General features: G+C 55.8%; 16 protein-coding genes. 7 read left to right on the top strand and 9 right to left on the bottom strand.

Annotation, left to right across the window (positions count from 1 at the left end):
- Nucleotides 1-33: 33 nt before the first annotated feature.
- The 3 genes from V8L71_RS13435 (at nt 34) to V8L71_RS13445 (ending at nt 1,959) form a co-directional block, all read left to right on the top strand.
- Nucleotides 34-555 carry a DUF3455 domain-containing protein gene (locus tag V8L71_RS13435; RefSeq protein ID WP_336274410.1) on the top strand — a complete coding sequence of 174 codons (522 nt, stop codon included), beginning with the start codon at nt 34-36 and terminating at the stop codon, nt 553-555.
- Nucleotides 556-673: 118 nt separating this feature from the next.
- Entirely contained in the window at nt 674-1,228 is a 555-nt protein-coding gene (locus tag V8L71_RS13440) for a sigma-70 family RNA polymerase sigma factor (protein ID WP_336274450.1), read from the top strand.
- A complete protein-coding gene (locus tag V8L71_RS13445; RefSeq protein WP_336274411.1) occupies nt 1,225-1,959 on the top strand; it encodes an anti-sigma factor in 735 nt (244 codons plus the stop codon). The genes V8L71_RS13440 and V8L71_RS13445 overlap by 4 nt, the downstream gene beginning before the upstream one ends.
- Nucleotides 1,960-1,989: 30 nt before the next feature.
- Here the strand turns inward: V8L71_RS13445 and trkA are convergent, their stop codons facing one another.
- Genes trkA through V8L71_RS13460 form a run of 3 tightly spaced genes read right to left on the bottom strand, consistent with a single transcriptional unit; the run spans nt 1,990 to nt 6,028 of the window.
- Entirely contained in the window at nt 1,990-3,345 is a 1,356-nt protein-coding gene (trkA, locus tag V8L71_RS13450) for a Trk system potassium transporter TrkA (protein ID WP_336274412.1), read from the bottom strand.
- Nucleotides 3,335-4,528, bottom strand: coding sequence for a sensor histidine kinase (locus tag V8L71_RS13455; RefSeq protein ID WP_336274413.1), 1,194 nt, complete (start codon nt 4,526-4,528; stop codon nt 3,335-3,337). The genes trkA and V8L71_RS13455 overlap by 11 nt, the downstream gene beginning before the upstream one ends.
- 9 nt (nt 4,529-4,537) lie before the next feature.
- On the bottom strand, nt 4,538-6,028 hold the full coding sequence (locus tag V8L71_RS13460; RefSeq protein ID WP_336274414.1) for a TrkH family potassium uptake protein: 1,491 nt from the start codon (nt 6,026-6,028) through the stop codon (nt 4,538-4,540).
- 289 nt (nt 6,029-6,317) lie between these two features.
- Here V8L71_RS13460 and zwf point away from each other — a divergent pair, with 289 nt between their 5' ends.
- The 4 genes from zwf to V8L71_RS13480 all read left to right on the top strand — a co-directional run bounded on the left by zwf (nt 6,318) and on the right by V8L71_RS13480 (nt 11,083).
- Complete coding sequence (zwf, locus tag V8L71_RS13465) at nt 6,318-7,823, top strand: glucose-6-phosphate dehydrogenase (RefSeq protein WP_336274415.1); 1,506 nt, start codon at nt 6,318-6,320, stop codon at nt 7,821-7,823.
- Nucleotide 7,824: 1 nt separating this feature from the next.
- Nucleotides 7,825-8,490: a 6-phosphogluconolactonase gene (gene pgl, locus V8L71_RS13470; protein WP_336274416.1), complete on the top strand. Its 666-nt coding sequence runs from the start codon at nt 7,825-7,827 to the stop codon at nt 8,488-8,490.
- A 71-nt stretch (nt 8,491-8,561) separates the two neighbouring features.
- Complete coding sequence (locus V8L71_RS13475; protein ID WP_008956979.1) at nt 8,562-9,224, top strand: bifunctional 4-hydroxy-2-oxoglutarate aldolase/2-dehydro-3-deoxy-phosphogluconate aldolase; 663 nt, start codon at nt 8,562-8,564, stop codon at nt 9,222-9,224.
- Nucleotides 9,225-9,487: 263 nt separating this feature from the next.
- Nucleotides 9,488-11,083 (top strand): solute:sodium symporter family transporter, encoded by a 1,596-nt coding sequence (locus V8L71_RS13480; RefSeq protein ID WP_336274417.1) that lies wholly within the window; start codon nt 9,488-9,490, stop codon nt 11,081-11,083.
- A 97-nt stretch (nt 11,084-11,180) separates the two neighbouring features.
- On the opposite strand, the gene V8L71_RS13485 is transcribed toward V8L71_RS13480, so the two are convergent.
- The 6 genes from V8L71_RS13485 to V8L71_RS13510 form a co-directional block, all read right to left on the bottom strand.
- Nucleotides 11,181-12,065, bottom strand: coding sequence for an SMP-30/gluconolactonase/LRE family protein (locus V8L71_RS13485; RefSeq protein WP_336274418.1), 885 nt, complete (start codon nt 12,063-12,065; stop codon nt 11,181-11,183).
- 27 nt (nt 12,066-12,092) lie between these two features.
- Nucleotides 12,093-12,698, bottom strand: coding sequence for a 2-dehydro-3-deoxy-6-phosphogalactonate aldolase (locus tag V8L71_RS13490; protein ID WP_336274419.1), 606 nt, complete (start codon nt 12,696-12,698; stop codon nt 12,093-12,095).
- 22 nt (nt 12,699-12,720) lie between these two features.
- Nucleotides 12,721-13,719, bottom strand: coding sequence for a 2-dehydro-3-deoxygalactonokinase (locus V8L71_RS13495; protein ID WP_336274420.1), 999 nt, complete (start codon nt 13,717-13,719; stop codon nt 12,721-12,723).
- 3 nt (nt 13,720-13,722) lie between these two features.
- Nucleotides 13,723-14,871 carry a galactonate dehydratase gene (gene dgoD / locus V8L71_RS13500; protein ID WP_336274421.1) on the bottom strand — a complete coding sequence of 383 codons (1,149 nt, stop codon included), beginning with the start codon at nt 14,869-14,871 and terminating at the stop codon, nt 13,723-13,725.
- 42 nt (nt 14,872-14,913) lie between these two features.
- A complete protein-coding gene (locus V8L71_RS13505; protein WP_336274422.1) occupies nt 14,914-15,633 on the bottom strand; it encodes a FadR/GntR family transcriptional regulator in 720 nt (239 codons plus the stop codon).
- Between the two features lie 181 nt (nt 15,634-15,814).
- Nucleotides 15,815-16,762, bottom strand: a complete 948-nt coding sequence (locus V8L71_RS13510) for a carbohydrate kinase family protein (protein ID WP_336274423.1) — start codon at nt 16,760-16,762, stop codon at nt 15,815-15,817.
- Nucleotides 16,763-16,771: the final 9 nt, after the last annotated feature.

The following is a 16,771-nucleotide window of genomic DNA, read 5'->3' on the forward strand; positions in this document are numbered from 1 at the left end:
GGCAGCTGATAACAACCCTTTTAGGAGACTGAAATGACACTTCACCATCTAACGCGCGCTACCTTGGCCGCCACTCTGATTGCATCCTTCAGTCATGCCGCTTTGGCCGAAACGTCTGCGGATGTCCAGGTACCGGACGGCAACACCATCGCCCTCGAAACGGTTGGCGTTGGCGCTATTACCTATATGTGTGAAACCAACGACGACGGCAACATGGGCTGGGTATTTAAAGGCCCAGACGCTGCACTTAACGCTAGCGATGGCAGCCAAGTAGGTAGCTACTATGGCCCGCCAGCCACATGGGAAGCGCTGGACGGTTCAAAAATCACCGGCACCCAGCTAGCCACAGCCGCTAATGGCGATGGCAACATTCCGCTCCAGCTTGTTGAAGCCAACCCTGCTGAAGGCGAAGGCGCAATGACGGGCGTTAGCTATATTCAGCGCTTGAACACCCAAGGGGGTGTCGCTCCTGACGTCGCTTGCGACATGGAACATGACGGTGCAACCGCAGTAGTCACCTATCAAGCGGATTACATCTTCTGGACGGCTGAATAAGTCGACTGGAGCGCTAATTCCGCTGGGGACTCGTTTGTTGAGTCCCTAGCGGATATGCTGTCTGTGAAAACGACGACTGGCGTCGGTGCCGTCACCAGGGAGCTATGGTTTGACTGACGTGTCTTCAGAATTTGATCATGCTGCTGTATTGGCTAAATGTGCCCGCGGCGAGCATGACGCTTTGCACCAACTCTATATTCACGAAGGTGCCAGGCTTTTAGGTGTGGTACTACGAATCGTTAAAGATCGTGGCATGGCGGAAGATATTGTTCACGATGCTTGTCTTAATATTTGGCAACGCGCCGATAGTTTCGACCCTGACAAAGGGTCTGCGCGAGCATGGATATTTAGTGTCGCGCGTCACTTGGCATTAAATGCTATTCGTTACCGTGACCGTGAAATTACCTTCGATAGCGATGTCCCCTCCGAATTTGATCATGACGAACATTTCCAGCACGCTGATGTTGCCGAAGAAGCCTTTGATTGGCAGACCGGCCAGAGGATGGATAGCTGTTTAGAGCAACTGGAGCCCGAGCGGCGTAACTGTGTACTTCACGCCTATGTCGATGGCCTCAGTCACGCGGAAATTGCTGCCCATACTGGGGCGCCCCTCGGTACCGTTAAAGCCTGGATAAAACGCAGTTTACTGCGCTTACGGGAGTGTATGGCATGACCCGCCCTAATGATCACGAACGCGAAGATGACCATGCCTTGGCGGGTGAATACGTGCTAGGCACACTGTCGTTAGAGCAGCGCAAAGCGCTGGAAGCTCGGTTACCCAATGAGCCTGAACTGCAAAAAGCCGTGATGGCTTGGGAAGAGCGTTTCTTGCCCTATACCGCTATCACCGATCCGGTAACGCCCTCTGATTATTTATGGCCACGTATTGAGCGCAGCCTAAAGGCACGAGAAGCGTCCGATAAACGTACCGGTTCTGTTGTTGTGCCTCCCAGACCACGGCGCATGCTACACAGCTTGCCCCTTTGGCGTGGTGCTGCCGGGTTTGGCTTGGCGGCGGCGTTAGTAATGGGCGTAATGCTGGCAAATGAAGTAACCGAACCAACGACGCCCGAGTACATGGTGGTTCTGCTTGCGCCGCAAACCCAGTCTGCGGGATGGGTCGTACAGGCATCATCACGGCAGGAAATAGAGCTTATCCCACTGGGTACCTTCGAAGTGCCTGAAGGCAAAGCGCTAGAGTTCTGGACCAAGGCGGATGAGTGGCAGGCTCCGGTATCGCTGGGGCTAGTGGAGCCAGGCCAACCCATTCGGATGCGCTTAGACCAGCTGCCGCCGCTTGAAGATAACCAGCTGTTTGAGCTAACGCTTGAAGACGAAACCGGTTCGGCCACTGGCCTGCCCACTGGGCCCATTGAATTTATTGGTCGCGCGGTCGAGATTTAATCACTCTATAAACGCCTGTTAAAAGTGTCTTTAAAAGAACGATAAGCCAACTTGGAACAGGCGTTCCACATCGCGAATGCGGCGTTTGTCGACCACAAACAGAATCACGTGGTCGCCGCTCTCCACCTTCACATCGCCGTGGGCGATGATGACCTCTTTACCGCGCACAATCGCTCCAATCGTCGTCCCATCGGGTAAGTCTATCTCACGAATAGTGCGGCCCACGACTTTAGACGACTGCTTGTCGCCGTGGGCAATGGCTTCAATCGCTTCAGCGGCACCCCGGCGCAGCGAGTGAACGTTCACAATGTCGCCCCGGCGCACGTGCGTCAGCAGGCTGCCGATGGTCGCCTGCTGGGGCGAAATGGCGATATCGATCTCGCCACCCTGCACCAAATCCACATAAGCGGCGTTGTTGATCAGCGTCAGTACCTTCTTGGCCCCTAACCGCTTGGCCAGCAGCGAGGACATGATATTGACCTCGTCGTCGTTGGTCAGTGCACAGAAAATATCGCACTCTTCGATGTTTTCTTCTTCCAGCAGCCGCTTGCTGGTGGCGCTGCCGTGGAGCACCACGGTGCGATCCAGCCGCTCCGATAGCGTGGTACAGCGCTCCAGATTGTGCTCGATGATCTTGACCTGATGGCTATGCTCTAGATGCTCCGCCAGCCGCTCGCCGATGTTGCCGCCACCGGCAATCACCACGCGGCGGAAATCCCGCTCGACCCGGCGTAGCTCGCTCATCACCGTGCGAATATCGCGGCGAGCGGCGAGAAAGAAGACCTCATCGTCAGCTTCGATGACCGTATCGCCGCGGGGAATAATCGGTCGATTGCGCCGGTAGATCGCCGACACACGGGTATCCACGTTGGGCATATGGCGGCGCAGAAAGGCTAAATCCTGACCCACTAGCGGGCCGCCGTAAAACGCTTTCACCGCCACCAGCTGTACCAGGCCACCGGCAAACTCCAGCACCTGTAGGGCGCCGGGGTGCTCAATCAGGCGGCGCACGTGGTCGGTGACCACCTGCTCGGGGCTGATGAGGACATCAATGGGAATCGCTTCGTGGGCGAATAGTCCTTTGCGGGTCAGGTACGCCGTGGCGCGCACCTCATGCCCGCGAACCGAAACGATGATAACGGGCACTTCATAATGCTGGCGGATGGCATCGAGTACCTGCTGACCATCCATATCGGGTAGGCCAAGATCCAACAGCACGATGTCCGCGTTGGGTGCAGAGGCACCGGCGCTGAATTTTTCCAGCCCTTCACGACCAGTGGCGGCCTCAATCACCTGGAATCCCTGGGAGGCAAGGCTGATGCGCAAGAAGTGGCGAATATGCGGTTCGTCATCGATGACCAATACCCGCACTTGATCACTGCTCATTGTCTGCCTCCTTGCGGGTGGAGGGTAGCGGCAGTGACATGGTGATCGTAGTGCCGATCCCTGCGGGCCCCTGGCTGGCGTGGATCTGCCCTGCGTGAGCGCCCAGCATGCCGCGGCAAATCGCCAGCCCCAAGCCACTTCCATGTCGGCTGCGATCACCTTCATGACCAGTAACGAACATATCGAATACCCGTTCGCTCAGCGCTGGCGGAATTCCGGGGCCCTCGTCGGTGACTGAAAATAGCAGGGTAGGTGTATCATCAGTGTTGGGCTTAGCAGAGCCACTTTTCCCAGCTTTGTGAGTTCCAGAGCAGCAGGCTTCGATAGTGATGCAGCCATTTGGGGGCGAGAAACGAGCCGCATTCTCCAGCACATTGACCAGGGCCTGCTCGATCAGGGCCGGATGCACGTAGAGCAGCGGCAGGTCGTCAGTCCAGTGCTGCTTTATCTGCAAGCCATTGAGGGTGCTGCCCAGCCGCTTACGAGCCGATGAGACCAGATCGTCAAACGCGACCCAGTCACGCTCGATTTTCATATCGCCATGGCCGAGGCGGGTCATGTCCAGCAGGTTCTGTATATAGCGATTTAGCCGTTCGCTTTCGCTCAATACGCCATCCAGCAGCTCGAAGCGATCCTGCTGGGTCAACTGAGCATCCAGGGTGCGCAAAGAGCTGGCGGCACCAATGATTGATGCCAGCGGGGTACGCAAGTCGTGGGATACCGATGAGAGTAGCGCGGACCGCAGCCTTTCCTGCTCTTCTGCAAGGCGCGCCTCACTCAGCTCCAGCAGCCGTTGTCGGCTATCGCCAGCGATCTTGCCCACTACGAGTGCCACCAATAGGAAGAATAGCAGCGTCAGTAGCTGCTCCTGCTCTTCGACCGCAAGCGAAAAATGCGGGACGGTAAAGCAGAAATTGAAGGTCAGAAACCCCAGCAGGGCGCTGAGCAAAGCCGCATAGCTCCCAGCCACAACAGCGCTGGTGAGTACCGCGGTAAGAAAGATCAACGAAAGATTGGCTAGTGCCAGCCAGGCGTACAGACCCCATGCGATCAGCAGCGCAGCGCCGGTACTCGCCAGGGCGATGAGGATTTCAAACGGCGTGGGAGCGCGCAGCCGGCGAACGAAGTGCGAGGCGGACCTGCTAATTGATTTGCCAAGCGGCATGATGTTGTCGTCCTTCATGGTAATTCGCTAGCGGCGCCAGAACATCGGGGTCAGCAGTACGACGACCGTCAAAATTTCCAGACGTCCCATCAGCATGCCGATACATAGTAGCCACTTGGCAGCGTCGGGCAGGGAGGCGAAGTTGCCCGAAGGGCCGATGATGTCACCCAGGCCGGGGCCCACATTGGTAACCGCCGTGGCGGCACCAGAAAGGGCAGTTACCAAATCAAGTCCCAACGCGGAAAGGCCTAGTGCCAGTGCAGCGATGGTAATGAAGAAAAAGAATGAAAAGGCGACTACGCTGCGTGAGATGTCGCTGGTTACTGGCTGCTGATTGTAGCGAGTGGTAAATATGCCATTGGCATGGATCAAGTAGTGCAACTGATTACGCAGCATCAAGGTGGCAATCTGCAGGCGGAAGATTTTCATCCCACCGCTGGTCGAACCGCTGCAGCCGCCGACAAAGGTGAGGTAGAAAAATGCCATCATCGGGAGAGCACCCCAAAGCGTATAATCGTCAGAGGCATAGCCGGTGGTGGTTACTATGGATACGACGTTAAAGGTGACGTGGGTCAACGACTCAAACCAGTTATCTCCGTGAGCAACCCGCCAGAGGCTAATAAGCAGTACCGCGGTAAACAGCAGCTGCAACAGCCCCCGTACCTGCTGGTCTTGCCATAAGGCGCTGCTTGAACCTCGTATAAAACGGATATACAGCACAAAGGGAAGCGCACCGCTGAGCATGAAAAAGCTGGCCATCCAGAGTAACCAAGGCTGGCCGCTATAGGCTCCAAAGGAGGCGTCGGAGTTGGCAAATCCGCCGGTGGAAAGCGACGTCATGCCATGTACGGTGGCGTCCAATAGCGTCATCCCTCCGGTCCAGTAACTGCCAATCGCGACCAGGGTCAAAGCCACATAAATGGTAAGCGTTGCTTTGGCGATACCACCCGTGCGCGGCATCACTTTATCCGACCAGTCGGATGATTCAGTATGGAACAGCCGCATACCGCCCACTTTCAGAAACGGCAAGATGGCGATGCCCATGACGATAATGCCGATGCCGCCCATCCACTGCATCAGCCCCCGCCACAGTTTCAAGCCATCGGAAAAGTGTTCGATGCCGACCAGGATGGTCGACCCCGTGGTGGTAATCGCCGAAACCGATTCAAAGACGGCATTGGTAAACGTCAACTGGGGTGCGCCAAGTACGAGCGGTAGGCTGGCAAAACCGCTGATGGTGACCCAGCTGGCAGCGGTCAGAATAAACATCTGCCAGGGCTTCAGCTCCAGCGTGGCCCGGAAGGTGAGTAGCCAGGTAAGTGCGGCCGCCCCCACTATGAACAGCACAGAGATACCAAAGGCGGGGGCGTCGGGATCATGCTCGATAAGCAATATAATCAGGGGAGCCAGCATGAATAGGGCCAGTACTACCCAGAGAATCGACATGATTTTAAAGACAGGGGCCCAGTGCCGATACATATCCCTACTGCGATGAAACAACGGTGTAAAAGGTGTCATATACCTGACTCGCCATTTAGTATTCTGAAGCATGCGCTAAGAGAACATGGCCTTCCATAAAAAGTCTGTAAAAACCAAGCCGTTTGGATAATTATTTGTGAAATAGCTCTGTTGTCACGGGCCCATTTCGCGCTTTAGCGACGCAGAGAGAATGTTATGAGCTGTTGACGGTAGATAATCCCAATTTTTGTAGTAAAATTACACAAATTATTGCGTACAATGTCTTCTTTCAGGTAGGTTTTAGGTAATCTAACTACATTAGATTGACTAACTATAAATAGGAGCAACGATGAGCCAGTCCAATGCTTCCCACGGTGCGCCGCTGGGCGATCCAAATAATGCTATCGATTTAGCGCTATTTGGGGCGCTGGGTGATCTTGCCATGCGCAAGCTGTTTCCTGCCTTATACCATCTTGACCGTGAAGGCTTAATGCCTGAAAGCACGCGCATCATGGGGCTGGCTCGCCAAGAGCACGATGTGGCGTCGTTTCGGCAACTGGTTAACGACGCGCTGCAAAAGCGACTGAAAAGCGGCGAGCAGGACAAGCAAAGCTTAGAACGCTTCCTCGCCCGCCTGGATTACCTGCAACTCGATTTTTCCAGTGTCGACGGGTACGACGCTATCCGCCAGTGGCGAAAGGGGTCACCCCGCCCGATGGTGGTGTATCTTTCTGTCGGCGCGCGTATTTACGGTGATATTTGCCGCCATCTTCAGGCCAGCAAAAGTCTGGATGAAGAGTCCCGCGTGGTGGTTGAAAAACCGATTGGCTCCGATCTGCACTCCTCAATTGAAATTAACGACGCCATTGGCGAGGTGTTTCCCGAGTCGCGGATTTACCGCATCGACCATTATTTGGGCAAAGAGACCGTACAGAACCTGATCGCACTCCGCTTTGCCAACCCGCTATTCGGCACTCAGTGGAATCAGAACAACATTTCCCATGTGGAGATCACCGTAGCGGAAAAAGTGGGCATTGAGGGTCGCTGGGGCTACTTCGATGAGGCAGGTCAGTTGCGCGACATGGTGCAAAACCACCTGCTGCAGCTACTGTGCTTAATCGCCATGGATCCACCCTCGAACCTGGATGCCGATGCCATCCGTGACGAGAAGGTGAAAGTGCTGAAAGCACTCAAGCCCTTTGTGGGCGAAGCGCTAGATCGAGACGTGGTGCGCGGTCAGTACATCGCGGGCAACAGCGATGGGCAGTCGGTACCCGGCTATCTAGAAGAAGAGGGCGCCAATACCCAGAGCCAGACCGAAACCTTTGTCGCGATGAAAACCGAAGTGGCTAACTGGCGTTGGGCGGGCGTACCGTTTTATTTGCGCACCGGTAAACGGATGCCGGAGAAACTGTCGCAGATTGTGATTCACTTCCGCCAGCAGCCGCACTATATCTTCGACCCGGACCAGCGCAATATTGCCTCCAATAAGCTGATCATCCGCTTACAGCCGGAAGAGGGTATCGCTCTCCAAGTGCTGACCAAAGACAGTGGCCTGGATAAAGGCATGCGCCTGCGCCCCGGCCCGCTACATTTGGACTTTAACAGTGCCTTCCCGAAATCGCGCATTCCCGATGCCTACGAACGGCTATTGCTGGAAGTCATGAAAGGGCAGCAATACCTGTTCGTTCGCCGCGATGAAATCGAACACGCATGGCGCTGGTGCGACCAACTGATTGACGGTTGGAAAAAACGTGACACGCCGCCGCGTCGTTACCCGGCGGGTTCCTGGGGGCCGGTCGCCTCCATCGCCATGATCACCCAAGACGGCCGTAGCTGGTACGAGGATTATTAATATGAGCCAAGCACGCCAACAGCTCGCCGAGCAGCTTGCCGAAGCGGTGTTTCAAGCCCTTCAAGACGATTTAAATCATCAAGAGCGCGCTCTGTTAGTCGTCTCAGGTGGCTCGACACCGGTACCATTTTTTAAGGCGCTGGCGGCCAAGCCACTGCCGTGGGATCGCATTGACATCACCCTTGCCGACGAGCGCTGGGTCGGAGAGGAAAGTACCGATAGCAACGCCAAGCTGGTACGCGAACACCTGTTGCAGGGTGAAGCGACGGCCGCTCAGTTTATACCGTTAACTTGTGATGCTGCCACGCCTGAAGAAGGTGTCGAGGAAGTCGCTAAGCGAATGGATGCATTGGCGTGGCCCGCTAGCGTCGTAATTCTGGGCATGGGCGGCGATGGTCACACTGCCTCGCTGTTCCCTGATAGCCGTGAGCTTGACCTGGCACTCGCCACGGATGAGTTGCTGGTGGCAGTGCGCACCCCTAGCCAGCCGCAGCCACGAATTACCTTCTCAGCGGATCGCTTACATCAAGCGCGCCGTCATTTTCTACATATTACCGGCGACGATAAACGCGCCGTATTGGCCAAGGCATTGAACGGCGACGACGTACGTCAATTGCCGATACGTGTCTTTTTAACCTGCCCCCTGGCGATTTACTGGGCGCCCTAAGGTCAATCCTTTAGGCCCGCCCTTGAGAATTAACCGCCTTAGTCAATAATAATTTGCTTGGAGACTCACTCATGACTATCGATAAACAGTTACCGTCTACACGTACCGCCGAGCTTGATAGCATCTGCTTAAAAGCCGAAGTGATTCCCGTCATCACTATTGAGCGCCTGGAAGACGCTGTCCCGCTGGGCCGCGCCCTAGTGGAAGGGGGGTTAACTGTACTGGAAGTCACCCTACGTACTGATTGTGCTCTAGAAGCGGTTAAACGCATGCGCGAAGCCTTGCCCGGTGCCAGCATTGGTGTGGGCACGGTATTAACCCCGGCCCAGTATCGCCAAGCTGAGCAGGTCGGCGCTGATTTTGTGGTAACTCCCGGTGCCACCGATGCCCTCTATCGCTATGGCGTTGAAAGCCCGGTACCGATGCTGCCAGGCGTCTCAACCGTTTCTGAGTTGATGACTGGCTGGCAGTATGGCTATCGCCGGTTTAAGTTCTTCCCAGCAGAATCCAGCGGTGGGGCTAAAGCGATCAAAGCGTTTGGAGCGCCGATTCCTGAAGCACGCTTTTGTCCCACCGGCGGTATCACTGTTGATAACGCCGATGACTATTTATCGTTGCCGAATGTGATGTGTGTCGGCGGTTCCTGGTTGACGCCTAAAGCAATGGTGGAAGCGGAAGATTGGGACGGTATCCGTGAACTCGCCCGCCAATCAGCCGAGCGTTTTCATCATTAAGTAAGCTGCCGCTGCGTATCAATAGCAGCAGCGCTGGCAGCCGCCCTGGTTTATGTTTTTAAACGTTATGTTTAAGAACAGAGCCGGGGCTTTTTTATGTGCTGACTGTGCCCACTTGGCGCTTTGAAGGAGCGACTAAGACCAAAGGTGTATAACGGGGCTATATTCAGCTCGTCTAAAATGACTGAATAATATGTCTGACATTTTAATCCGCGCATACCGTAACGTGCGTGCCACTTATAATGATGATGAGGTGAGTCAATATGCACGCGTTGACCCTGGCGTCCTTCCTGTTCTTTACAGGACTTGTCGCCTTTATCACTTGGCGCATTACGCGCCGCGATGATCACTCAAGCACCAGCGGCTACTTTCTGGCTGGTCGCACGCTAACCTTTCCGCTGATTGCTGGCTCACTATTGATGACCAACCTCTCTACCGAGCAAATGGTAGGGTTGAACGGAGCTGCCTTTGCCGATGGTTTAAGTGTAATGGCCTGGGAAGTGGTGGCGGTTATTGCGCTGGTAGCGCTGGCGCTCTTTTTCCTGCCGCGATTTTTGAAAAGTGGTATTGCCACGTTGCCACAGTTACTCGAAATACGTTTCGATAAAACCACTCAGTTAATCACCAATATCATTTTCCTGATTGCCTACGCGGTGATTCTGCTGCCGATTATTCTCTATTCGGGCGCCATAGGTTTGCAGGGAATGCTGGACCTGCCAGGACTAACCGGCATTGAGTCTACCACTACACTGCTATGGTTAACGGTGTGGATCGTCGGCATTATCGGTGCAGTGTATGCACTATTTGGTGGGCTACGCACGGTTGCTGTCTCGGATACGCTGAACGGCGTCGGGCTGCTAATCGGTGGTTTCGTGATCGTTTACTTCGGCCTCCAGGCCGTGAGTGGCGGCAGCGGTATCATGGAAGGCTGGAGTATCCTTAAAGAGAGTAACCCAGAGAAGCTAAATTCGATTGGCGGCTCTGAGCAGCAGGTGCCGTTTTTTACCCTGTTTACCGGTGTTTTCCTGATCAACTTATTCTATTGGACCACCAACCAGCAGATTATTCAGCGCACCTTTGCGGCTAAAAACCTTGCTGAAGGCCAGAAAGGTGTTTTGCTAACCGGTCTCTTCAAATTGCTCGGGCCTCTGTATCTCGTTCTGCCGGGTATCATCGCTTACCACCTTTATGCCGATCAGGGCGTGCGTGCTGATGCAGCCTATGGCCACTTGGTGTTTAACGTACTACCGCCGTATCTAACCGGGTTTTTTGCCGCCGTCATGGTAGGCGCGATTCTGTCGTCGTTTAACTCCGCGCTTAACAGCACCACCACGATTTTCAGCCTGGGTATCTATAAAGGAGTGCTCAACAAAGAGGCTACGGAAGAGCAAGTAGTTAAATCCGGTAAGGTGTTTGGCTGGATCATGGCCATCATTACGATGATTATCGCGCCCCTGCTGGCAGGCCAAGAGAGTCTGTTTGGCTACCTACAGAAGATGAACGCGATCTACTTTATTCCGATTCTGGCCGTGGTGCTGGTTGGCCTGCTGACCAAGCGTGTTCCGCCTATGGCGGCTAAAATTGCCCTGGTGGGTGGCTGTTTATTGATTGCTGCCGGTTACTTTGTACCACCCTTTACGCTGCTGCCGCAGATCATGAGCGAGTTCCACTTTGTGGCGTTGGTCTTTGTGTTGCTGGTTGTCGTGATGCTGATTATCGGCAAGCTTCGCCCGCGTGAAACGGATTGGGTTCAAGAGCACAGCGGCGATGTGGATCTAACGCCATGGAAAGGCGCGGTGCCGGCCGGTATCGTCTTGGTCGTGTTAGTCATCGTTATGTATATCAGCTTCGCTGGTTAACGATCATCTAGGATGACGAGAAGGTGAAGTCGTAACCACAAGCCCCCGCTAGCAGTCGCTAGCGGGGGCTTGTGGTTTTGGTAGCTTACTGATGATTTTAAGTGAGGCGCAGCGGCGGCTCAGCTAGCCCAGCGATATCGAGTTCGGCTACATAAAGCGAGCCTGCGGTGGGTTCCTGAGCTAGCTGCTCAGCACTAAATCCCTCTTGTGCCGTGGTGATATACAGCGTTTTCAGATCAGGGCCTGCAAACGCCGGGCAAGAAGGTTGGCTAACCGGCAGCTCAACGCGGCCAATGATGTCACCATCGTGATTCAAGCGCACGACCTGTCCAGCCCCCCAGAGCGCTAGCCATAGGCAGCCTTCGCTATCGACGACCGCGCCATCGGGGTTCCCAAGGCTAGAGGAGAAGTCAGCCCAAGGCTGCGGTTCGCCAGCGGGCCAGCCGTCGTTATCCAGAGCCCAGCGCATCACGACGCCGGTGACGGTGTCGGTAAACCAGGCAAACTGACCATCCTCAGAGAAGCAGATAGCATTGGGAATCGTCAGGCCTGAGCGCAGTTGGGTAAGCTTGCCGCGGTGTAAGCGGTAGAGACTGCCAGCGCCATGTTCAGCGGATTTTCCCATGCTGGAAAGCCATAGGCTGCCATGGCGATCCACGCGGGCGTCATTGCTCCGGGTGACCGGGTTATCGGCTTCAAAATCACAAAACTTTTCTACACTGCCAGTGCTTGGGTCAAAAAGGCTTAAGCGATCTTCACCCACTAGCAGAAGCCCTCCATCATTAACCGGTGCCGCCAGTGACACCATATGATCAAGCTGATAATGACCGCTTTCCCCAGTGGCGGGGGATAGCCAGTGCAGCTGCTTTTCAAGAATATCGCACCAATAAAGGCGCTGATGGCTGGCATCCCACTGCGGGCCTTCACCCAAGGTGCAGCGGCAATCGATCGCTAACTCGGCCCGCCGCGTCGAAACGCTCATGTCTGTATTCATTGTTGTTTGTTCTCCTTATTGTTCTCCGGCTAACCAGGCATCAACCAGGGCTTGAGCCTGTTGGCCTACCTGAGCTGCGCTTTGGCCGGGTTTATATAGCGCGCTACCCAGGCCTGCACCATCAACACCCGCGGCGCGCCATTCGGCGAAGTTATCGACGCCCGCGCCGCCAACGGCATACAGAAGTGTGCCAGTTGGCAGTACCGCACGCACCGCTTTCATACCTTCTAAACCGACTTGCACCGCGGGGAAGAGTTTAAGGCCGGTAGCACCTGCATCCAGCGCATCGAAGGCTTCGGAGGGGGTGACAATGCCCGGCCAGCTCGCCATACCCAGCCTATGTGTCTCTTCAATCACCGCCGGCCGACAGTTAGGGGAAACGATTAAACGCCCCCCAGCAGCATGAACATCACGTACCTGGGCGGGAGTAAGTACCGTGCCTGCACCAATCACTGCGCGATCGCCAAAGGCGTCTACCAAACGGCGAATGCTCTCCAGCGGGTTGGGTGAATTAAGCGGCACCTCGATCTGGGTGATACCCGCAGCCAGTACCGCTTCCGCGATATCCACAGCCTCATCAGGCGTTACACCGCGTAAAATACCAATCAGGGGCAGCGACATAGGCAATTTCTCCATGCTTAAATTATTTTAACGCGTGATGGGCGAGGCGAAGTCCAGCTAACACGGCTGTGTCGCCATCCACATGCTGCGTCTGATAGCCGATAGCATTGAGCGCCAGCGTATAGCGCTGACTAAGCGCTTGGTTGCCAATCAGCATGATGGGCTTATCGGTGGGGCACTCACGGCAGGCGCCAGCAAGCTCAAGGCCAATGGCGAGTCCAGAGAGCCTGGCCGCCAATACCGCACCACGCGTGTCGCCAGCGGGTAACCGACCATCGAGTAAATCTTGCGCGCGCAGGCCGAACAGACGGCTGCTAAACAGTTCGGGTGCTTCGTTTGTTTCTCTGACTGCCGAAGTAAAGGCCTCACGGTAAGTCGGATCGTTAAGGTCGTTACTGGCCGCAGAAGGTGATGAAACGGAATGCTTTAGCACCGATTGGTTAGCCAATAGCTGGTACAGCTCACCGGTCAAATAGGTCGTGAACTGAGTAACGGTGCCTGATTCAAGGGTAGCCCACTTAGCGTGGGTGCCGGGCAAACAGGCAAGGCCAGAAAAGTCGGGAGTGTTGGCGATGAGGCCTGCCAACTGAGTCTCTTCACCGCGCATCACATCAAAGTGGCTGGAGGCACTGCGGGTTTGGCTTAAACCAGGCAGCAGATAAACACGCAGCCGATTGCCCGAAAGCGTTGGCGTCACCGCCCCCTGGCTAAGTTGATCAAGCCGCGTTGGCACCGGTAAATAGGCGGCCTCCAGCCAGCCCTGGCGGGCGCCTGCCATTCCACACACCATTACATCCGTTTTGCCGGAAGCGGGCAACCATCCGCCCACCAGTCTTAACAGCTCGGCTTCGTACTCGTTGGCCTTAAGCGCCAGCATGCCCTTATCGCTGTTGGCTTGGGCAATCACTTCATCGTGTTGATCCAGCCCCCAGGCGCGCAGGTTGCTAGAGCCCCAGTCCACGGCAATCCAGGTTAACTGATGTGCTGTTTCTGGTGTTTCACTCATCTTGGTTGATCCCATGGCTTACCACTCCGCAATAGAGCCATCTTCATGTGTCCAAACCGGGTTACGCCAGCGGTGGCCCACCTTGGCGCGCTCCTCAACGAACTCCTCGTTGATCTCGACACCCAGGCCTGGGCCCTGGGGAATGGCGCAGAAACCGTCTTCAATGGCCAAAGCAGATTTATCGACCAGGTAGTCGAGGACATCGTTGCCCTGGTTGTAGTGAATGCCCATGCTCTGTTCTTGAATAAAGGCGTTGTGGCTGACTGCATCCAGCTGTAGTGATGCGGCCAGAGTTAACGGACCGAGCGGGCAGTGGGGCGCTAAGGCGACGTCATAAGCGGATGCCAGAGCAGCGATTTTTAGACCTTCGCTGATACCGCCGCAATGGGAAATATCCGGTTGAATAATGTCGATCATGCCGTCGGCCAGCAGGTCGCGGAACTGAAAGCGGGTGTGTAGCCGTTCCCCGGTGGCTAGCGGGTAACCCAGGCCACCGGCAATATCCTTCAGGCAAGGCAAGTGCTCCGGGGCGACCGGCTCTTCCACGAACATCGGGTGAAAAGGCTCCAGCTCGCGCAGCAATGCTTTGGCCATTGGCCGATGCACACGGCCATGAAAGTCGATCCCAATGCCGACATCCGGGCCCACGGCGTTTCGCGCTTCCGCGACTCGTGCTACTGCTTCATCAATCTTGCGATGGGAGTCGACGATTTGCAGTTCGGGCGTACCGTTCATTTTGAAGGCAGTAAAGCCTTTTTCGACCAAGGCCTTGGCACCAGCGCCCACGTCGCTTGGTCGATCGCCGCCGGTCCAGGCGTACATGCGCATTTTGTCGCGTACGGCGCCGCCTAACAGCTGGTGAACGGGCACACCCAGATCGCGACCTTTAAGGTCCCATAGCGCCTGATCGATACCGGCAATCGCGCTCATCAGAATAGGGCCACCGCGGTAGAATCCGGCGCGATACATGATGTTCCAGAGGTGTTCGATTCGGTGCGGGTCCTGGCCGATCAGGTAGTCGGAAAGCTCGTGCACGGCGGCTTCAACGGTTGCGGCGCGGCCTTCAATCACCGGTTCTCCCCAACCGTAGCAGCCTTCGTCAGTCTCGATTTTGAGAAACAGCCAGCGCGGAGGAACTTGCCAGGTTTTGAGCTTGGTAATTTTCATGTCCGGTCATCCTTTTGGATAGGAAATATTTATTGAGTAATGTTAGCTAACAATGCCAAGGTCAATGGCGGTGCGGCGCAGCACTTCTCTGGCGGCGGTTTCTGCAGCGCTGGCATCGCGATGGCGAATAGCGTCAAGTACTTGACGATGGCGGGCGAGGCTGTCGTCCAAGGTGTCAGTACGGTGTTGAGAGCCATGAATCAACGCCATGATAGATGGGCGCAGTAAATGCCCCATTTGTCGCCAGACTAAATTGTGACTAGCGCGATAGGTGGCATCGTGAAAGGCAACGTCGTATTCCGCATGCTCATCGCGCGCATCAACGCTGCCTGCGGTGTTTTCCATACCCGCAAAGGCGCGCTCTAAGCGTTCGAGGTCTTCAGCTTCAGCGGCCTGGGCGGCGAGCCCGGCGACTACTGGTTCGGCAGAAAAACGAAAGGCGTAAATAGCCCGTACCAGCTGAGGGTCAAGATTGACCAGGCCGGTCATCCATTCGCTCATCAGCGGGTCGAGCAGGTGCCAGTCGCCCATTTCGCGCACCAGCGTGCCCCGACCCGCCGTACGTTCCAGTAGCCCTGCCGCGGAGAGGCTGGTCAGCGCATTGCGTACCTGATTGCGGCTCACCGCAAAGTGTTTACCGATATCAAGCTCGCGGGGGAAGGTATCACCCGGCTGCCAATGGCCTGTCAGCAGCGCCTGGGCGAGTAGGCACGCTAACTGTTCAGCGCCCCCCTGGTGGGGCGGTAGAGCGTCCAACGTCATGGCGGATCTCGTCAATGGCCGTATTACCCTCAGTCTATTAAATGTCTGACATTTCTACAAGCAAGCCAGATTAGACATAAGTACGAGCTAACAGGGTGTTTAGTGACCCCTCGCGCGGACAAAAAAATGGCGCGTCTGAAGCAGGCGCGCCATTTAATTAATGCTTATGTGTTTTTACTGACTAAGCAATATCGGCTCGGGTCGGCAGTGCGGCGTAGGCGCCCGGCCGAGTGACGGCGTGCGCACCGCAGCGGCAGGCGGTATCCACTGCACGCCGCAGAAAGTCGCTATCGTTGTGCCAATTCTCATTAATGCCGTGGGCCGAGAGTTCCGCCAGCAGCCCGCCAATGAAAGCGTCGCCACCCGCGGTGGTATCGACTGCTTCCACTTTGGGTGGCGCAATTCGCTGGTCGATACCGACGCCTTTCAGTACGACATCGTTGGGGCCGTCGGTGATTAAGATAACTTTTACCCCTGCCGCTAGCCGCTCTGAAAGCCACGACTCCGCAGGGTGGTCGGCACGCAAGTAATCAAGCTCTTCCTGTGAGAGCTTGAGCAGCTCAGCGCCGTCTAGCAGCTGCGTGACTAAGCTGGCATCCGCTTCGCCACCGGGCCATAAATTGTGACGCAGGTTGGCGTCTACGCTGACCAGGCAACCTGCCCGTTTGGCCATGGTGGCCATTGCTAGGGTGACATCGGCAATCTCAGGGTCGGTCAGGCTGTTGCTACACAGGTGTAAAATAGCGGGGTTCTCAAAGACACCGTGGGGTAGGTGCTCAAGACGATAAAGCAGATCAGCCGCGGGTGGGCGATAAAAATCAAAAGTGCGTTCGCCCTGGTCATCCCGGGAAACGAACGCCAGCGCTGTACGGGCTTCTCGGGTATATACCACGCCGCTGGTGTCGACGCCGTGACTGTTGAGTTCGCGCACGATGAAGTGACCAAACGTATCGTCGCCCACCATGCCTAGAAACTGGCTGGGTACGCCTAAACGAGCGCAGGCGACCGCCACATTAGCGGGAGCACCACCGGCGTAGGGCGTAAAGGTTTCCTGTGCATCCTTTGCCGCCCCTAGACGGCTGGAGAGCATATCCACCAGTGCTTCCCCAAAGGCGATGATTGGCGTCATCAGTGGCTC

The sequence above is a fragment of the Vreelandella indica genome, assembly GCF_037070225.1.
GTDB classification, from domain to species: Bacteria; Pseudomonadota; Gammaproteobacteria; order Pseudomonadales; family Halomonadaceae; genus Vreelandella; species Vreelandella arctica.

What these genes read in the sequence shown, in the direction of transcription:
- V8L71_RS13495 (WP_336274420.1), bottom strand. Translation starts at nt 13,719, where the DNA reads ATGGGATCAACCAAGATGAGTGAAACACCAGAAACAGCACATCAGTTA.
- V8L71_RS13510 (WP_336274423.1), bottom strand. Translation starts at nt 16,762, where the DNA reads ATGACGCCAATCATCGCCTTTGGGGAAGCACTGGTGGATATGCTCTCC.
- V8L71_RS13435 (WP_336274410.1), top strand. Translation starts at nt 34, where the DNA reads ATGACACTTCACCATCTAACGCGCGCTACCTTGGCCGCCACTCTGATT.
- pgl (WP_336274416.1), top strand. Translation starts at nt 7,825, where the DNA reads ATGAGCCAAGCACGCCAACAGCTCGCCGAGCAGCTTGCCGAAGCGGTG.
- V8L71_RS13455 (WP_336274413.1), bottom strand. Translation starts at nt 4,528, where the DNA reads ATGAAGGACGACAACATCATGCCGCTTGGCAAATCAATTAGCAGGTCC.
- V8L71_RS13485 (WP_336274418.1), bottom strand. Translation starts at nt 12,065, where the DNA reads ATGAGCGTTTCGACGCGGCGGGCCGAGTTAGCGATCGATTGCCGCTGC.
- V8L71_RS13490 (WP_336274419.1), bottom strand. Translation starts at nt 12,698, where the DNA reads ATGTCGCTGCCCCTGATTGGTATTTTACGCGGTGTAACGCCTGATGAG.
- V8L71_RS13505 (WP_336274422.1), bottom strand. Translation starts at nt 15,633, where the DNA reads ATGACGTTGGACGCTCTACCGCCCCACCAGGGGGGCGCTGAACAGTTA.
- V8L71_RS13475 (WP_008956979.1), top strand. Translation starts at nt 8,562, where the DNA reads ATGACTATCGATAAACAGTTACCGTCTACACGTACCGCCGAGCTTGAT.
- zwf (WP_336274415.1), top strand. Translation starts at nt 6,318, where the DNA reads ATGAGCCAGTCCAATGCTTCCCACGGTGCGCCGCTGGGCGATCCAAAT.
- dgoD (WP_336274421.1), bottom strand. Translation starts at nt 14,871, where the DNA reads ATGAAAATTACCAAGCTCAAAACCTGGCAAGTTCCTCCGCGCTGGCTG.
- trkA (WP_336274412.1), bottom strand. Translation starts at nt 3,345, where the DNA reads ATGAGCAGTGATCAAGTGCGGGTATTGGTCATCGATGACGAACCGCAT.
- V8L71_RS13445 (WP_336274411.1), top strand. Translation starts at nt 1,225, where the DNA reads ATGACCCGCCCTAATGATCACGAACGCGAAGATGACCATGCCTTGGCG.
- V8L71_RS13460 (WP_336274414.1), bottom strand. Translation starts at nt 6,028, where the DNA reads ATGACACCTTTTACACCGTTGTTTCATCGCAGTAGGGATATGTATCGG.
- V8L71_RS13480 (WP_336274417.1), top strand. Translation starts at nt 9,488, where the DNA reads ATGCACGCGTTGACCCTGGCGTCCTTCCTGTTCTTTACAGGACTTGTC.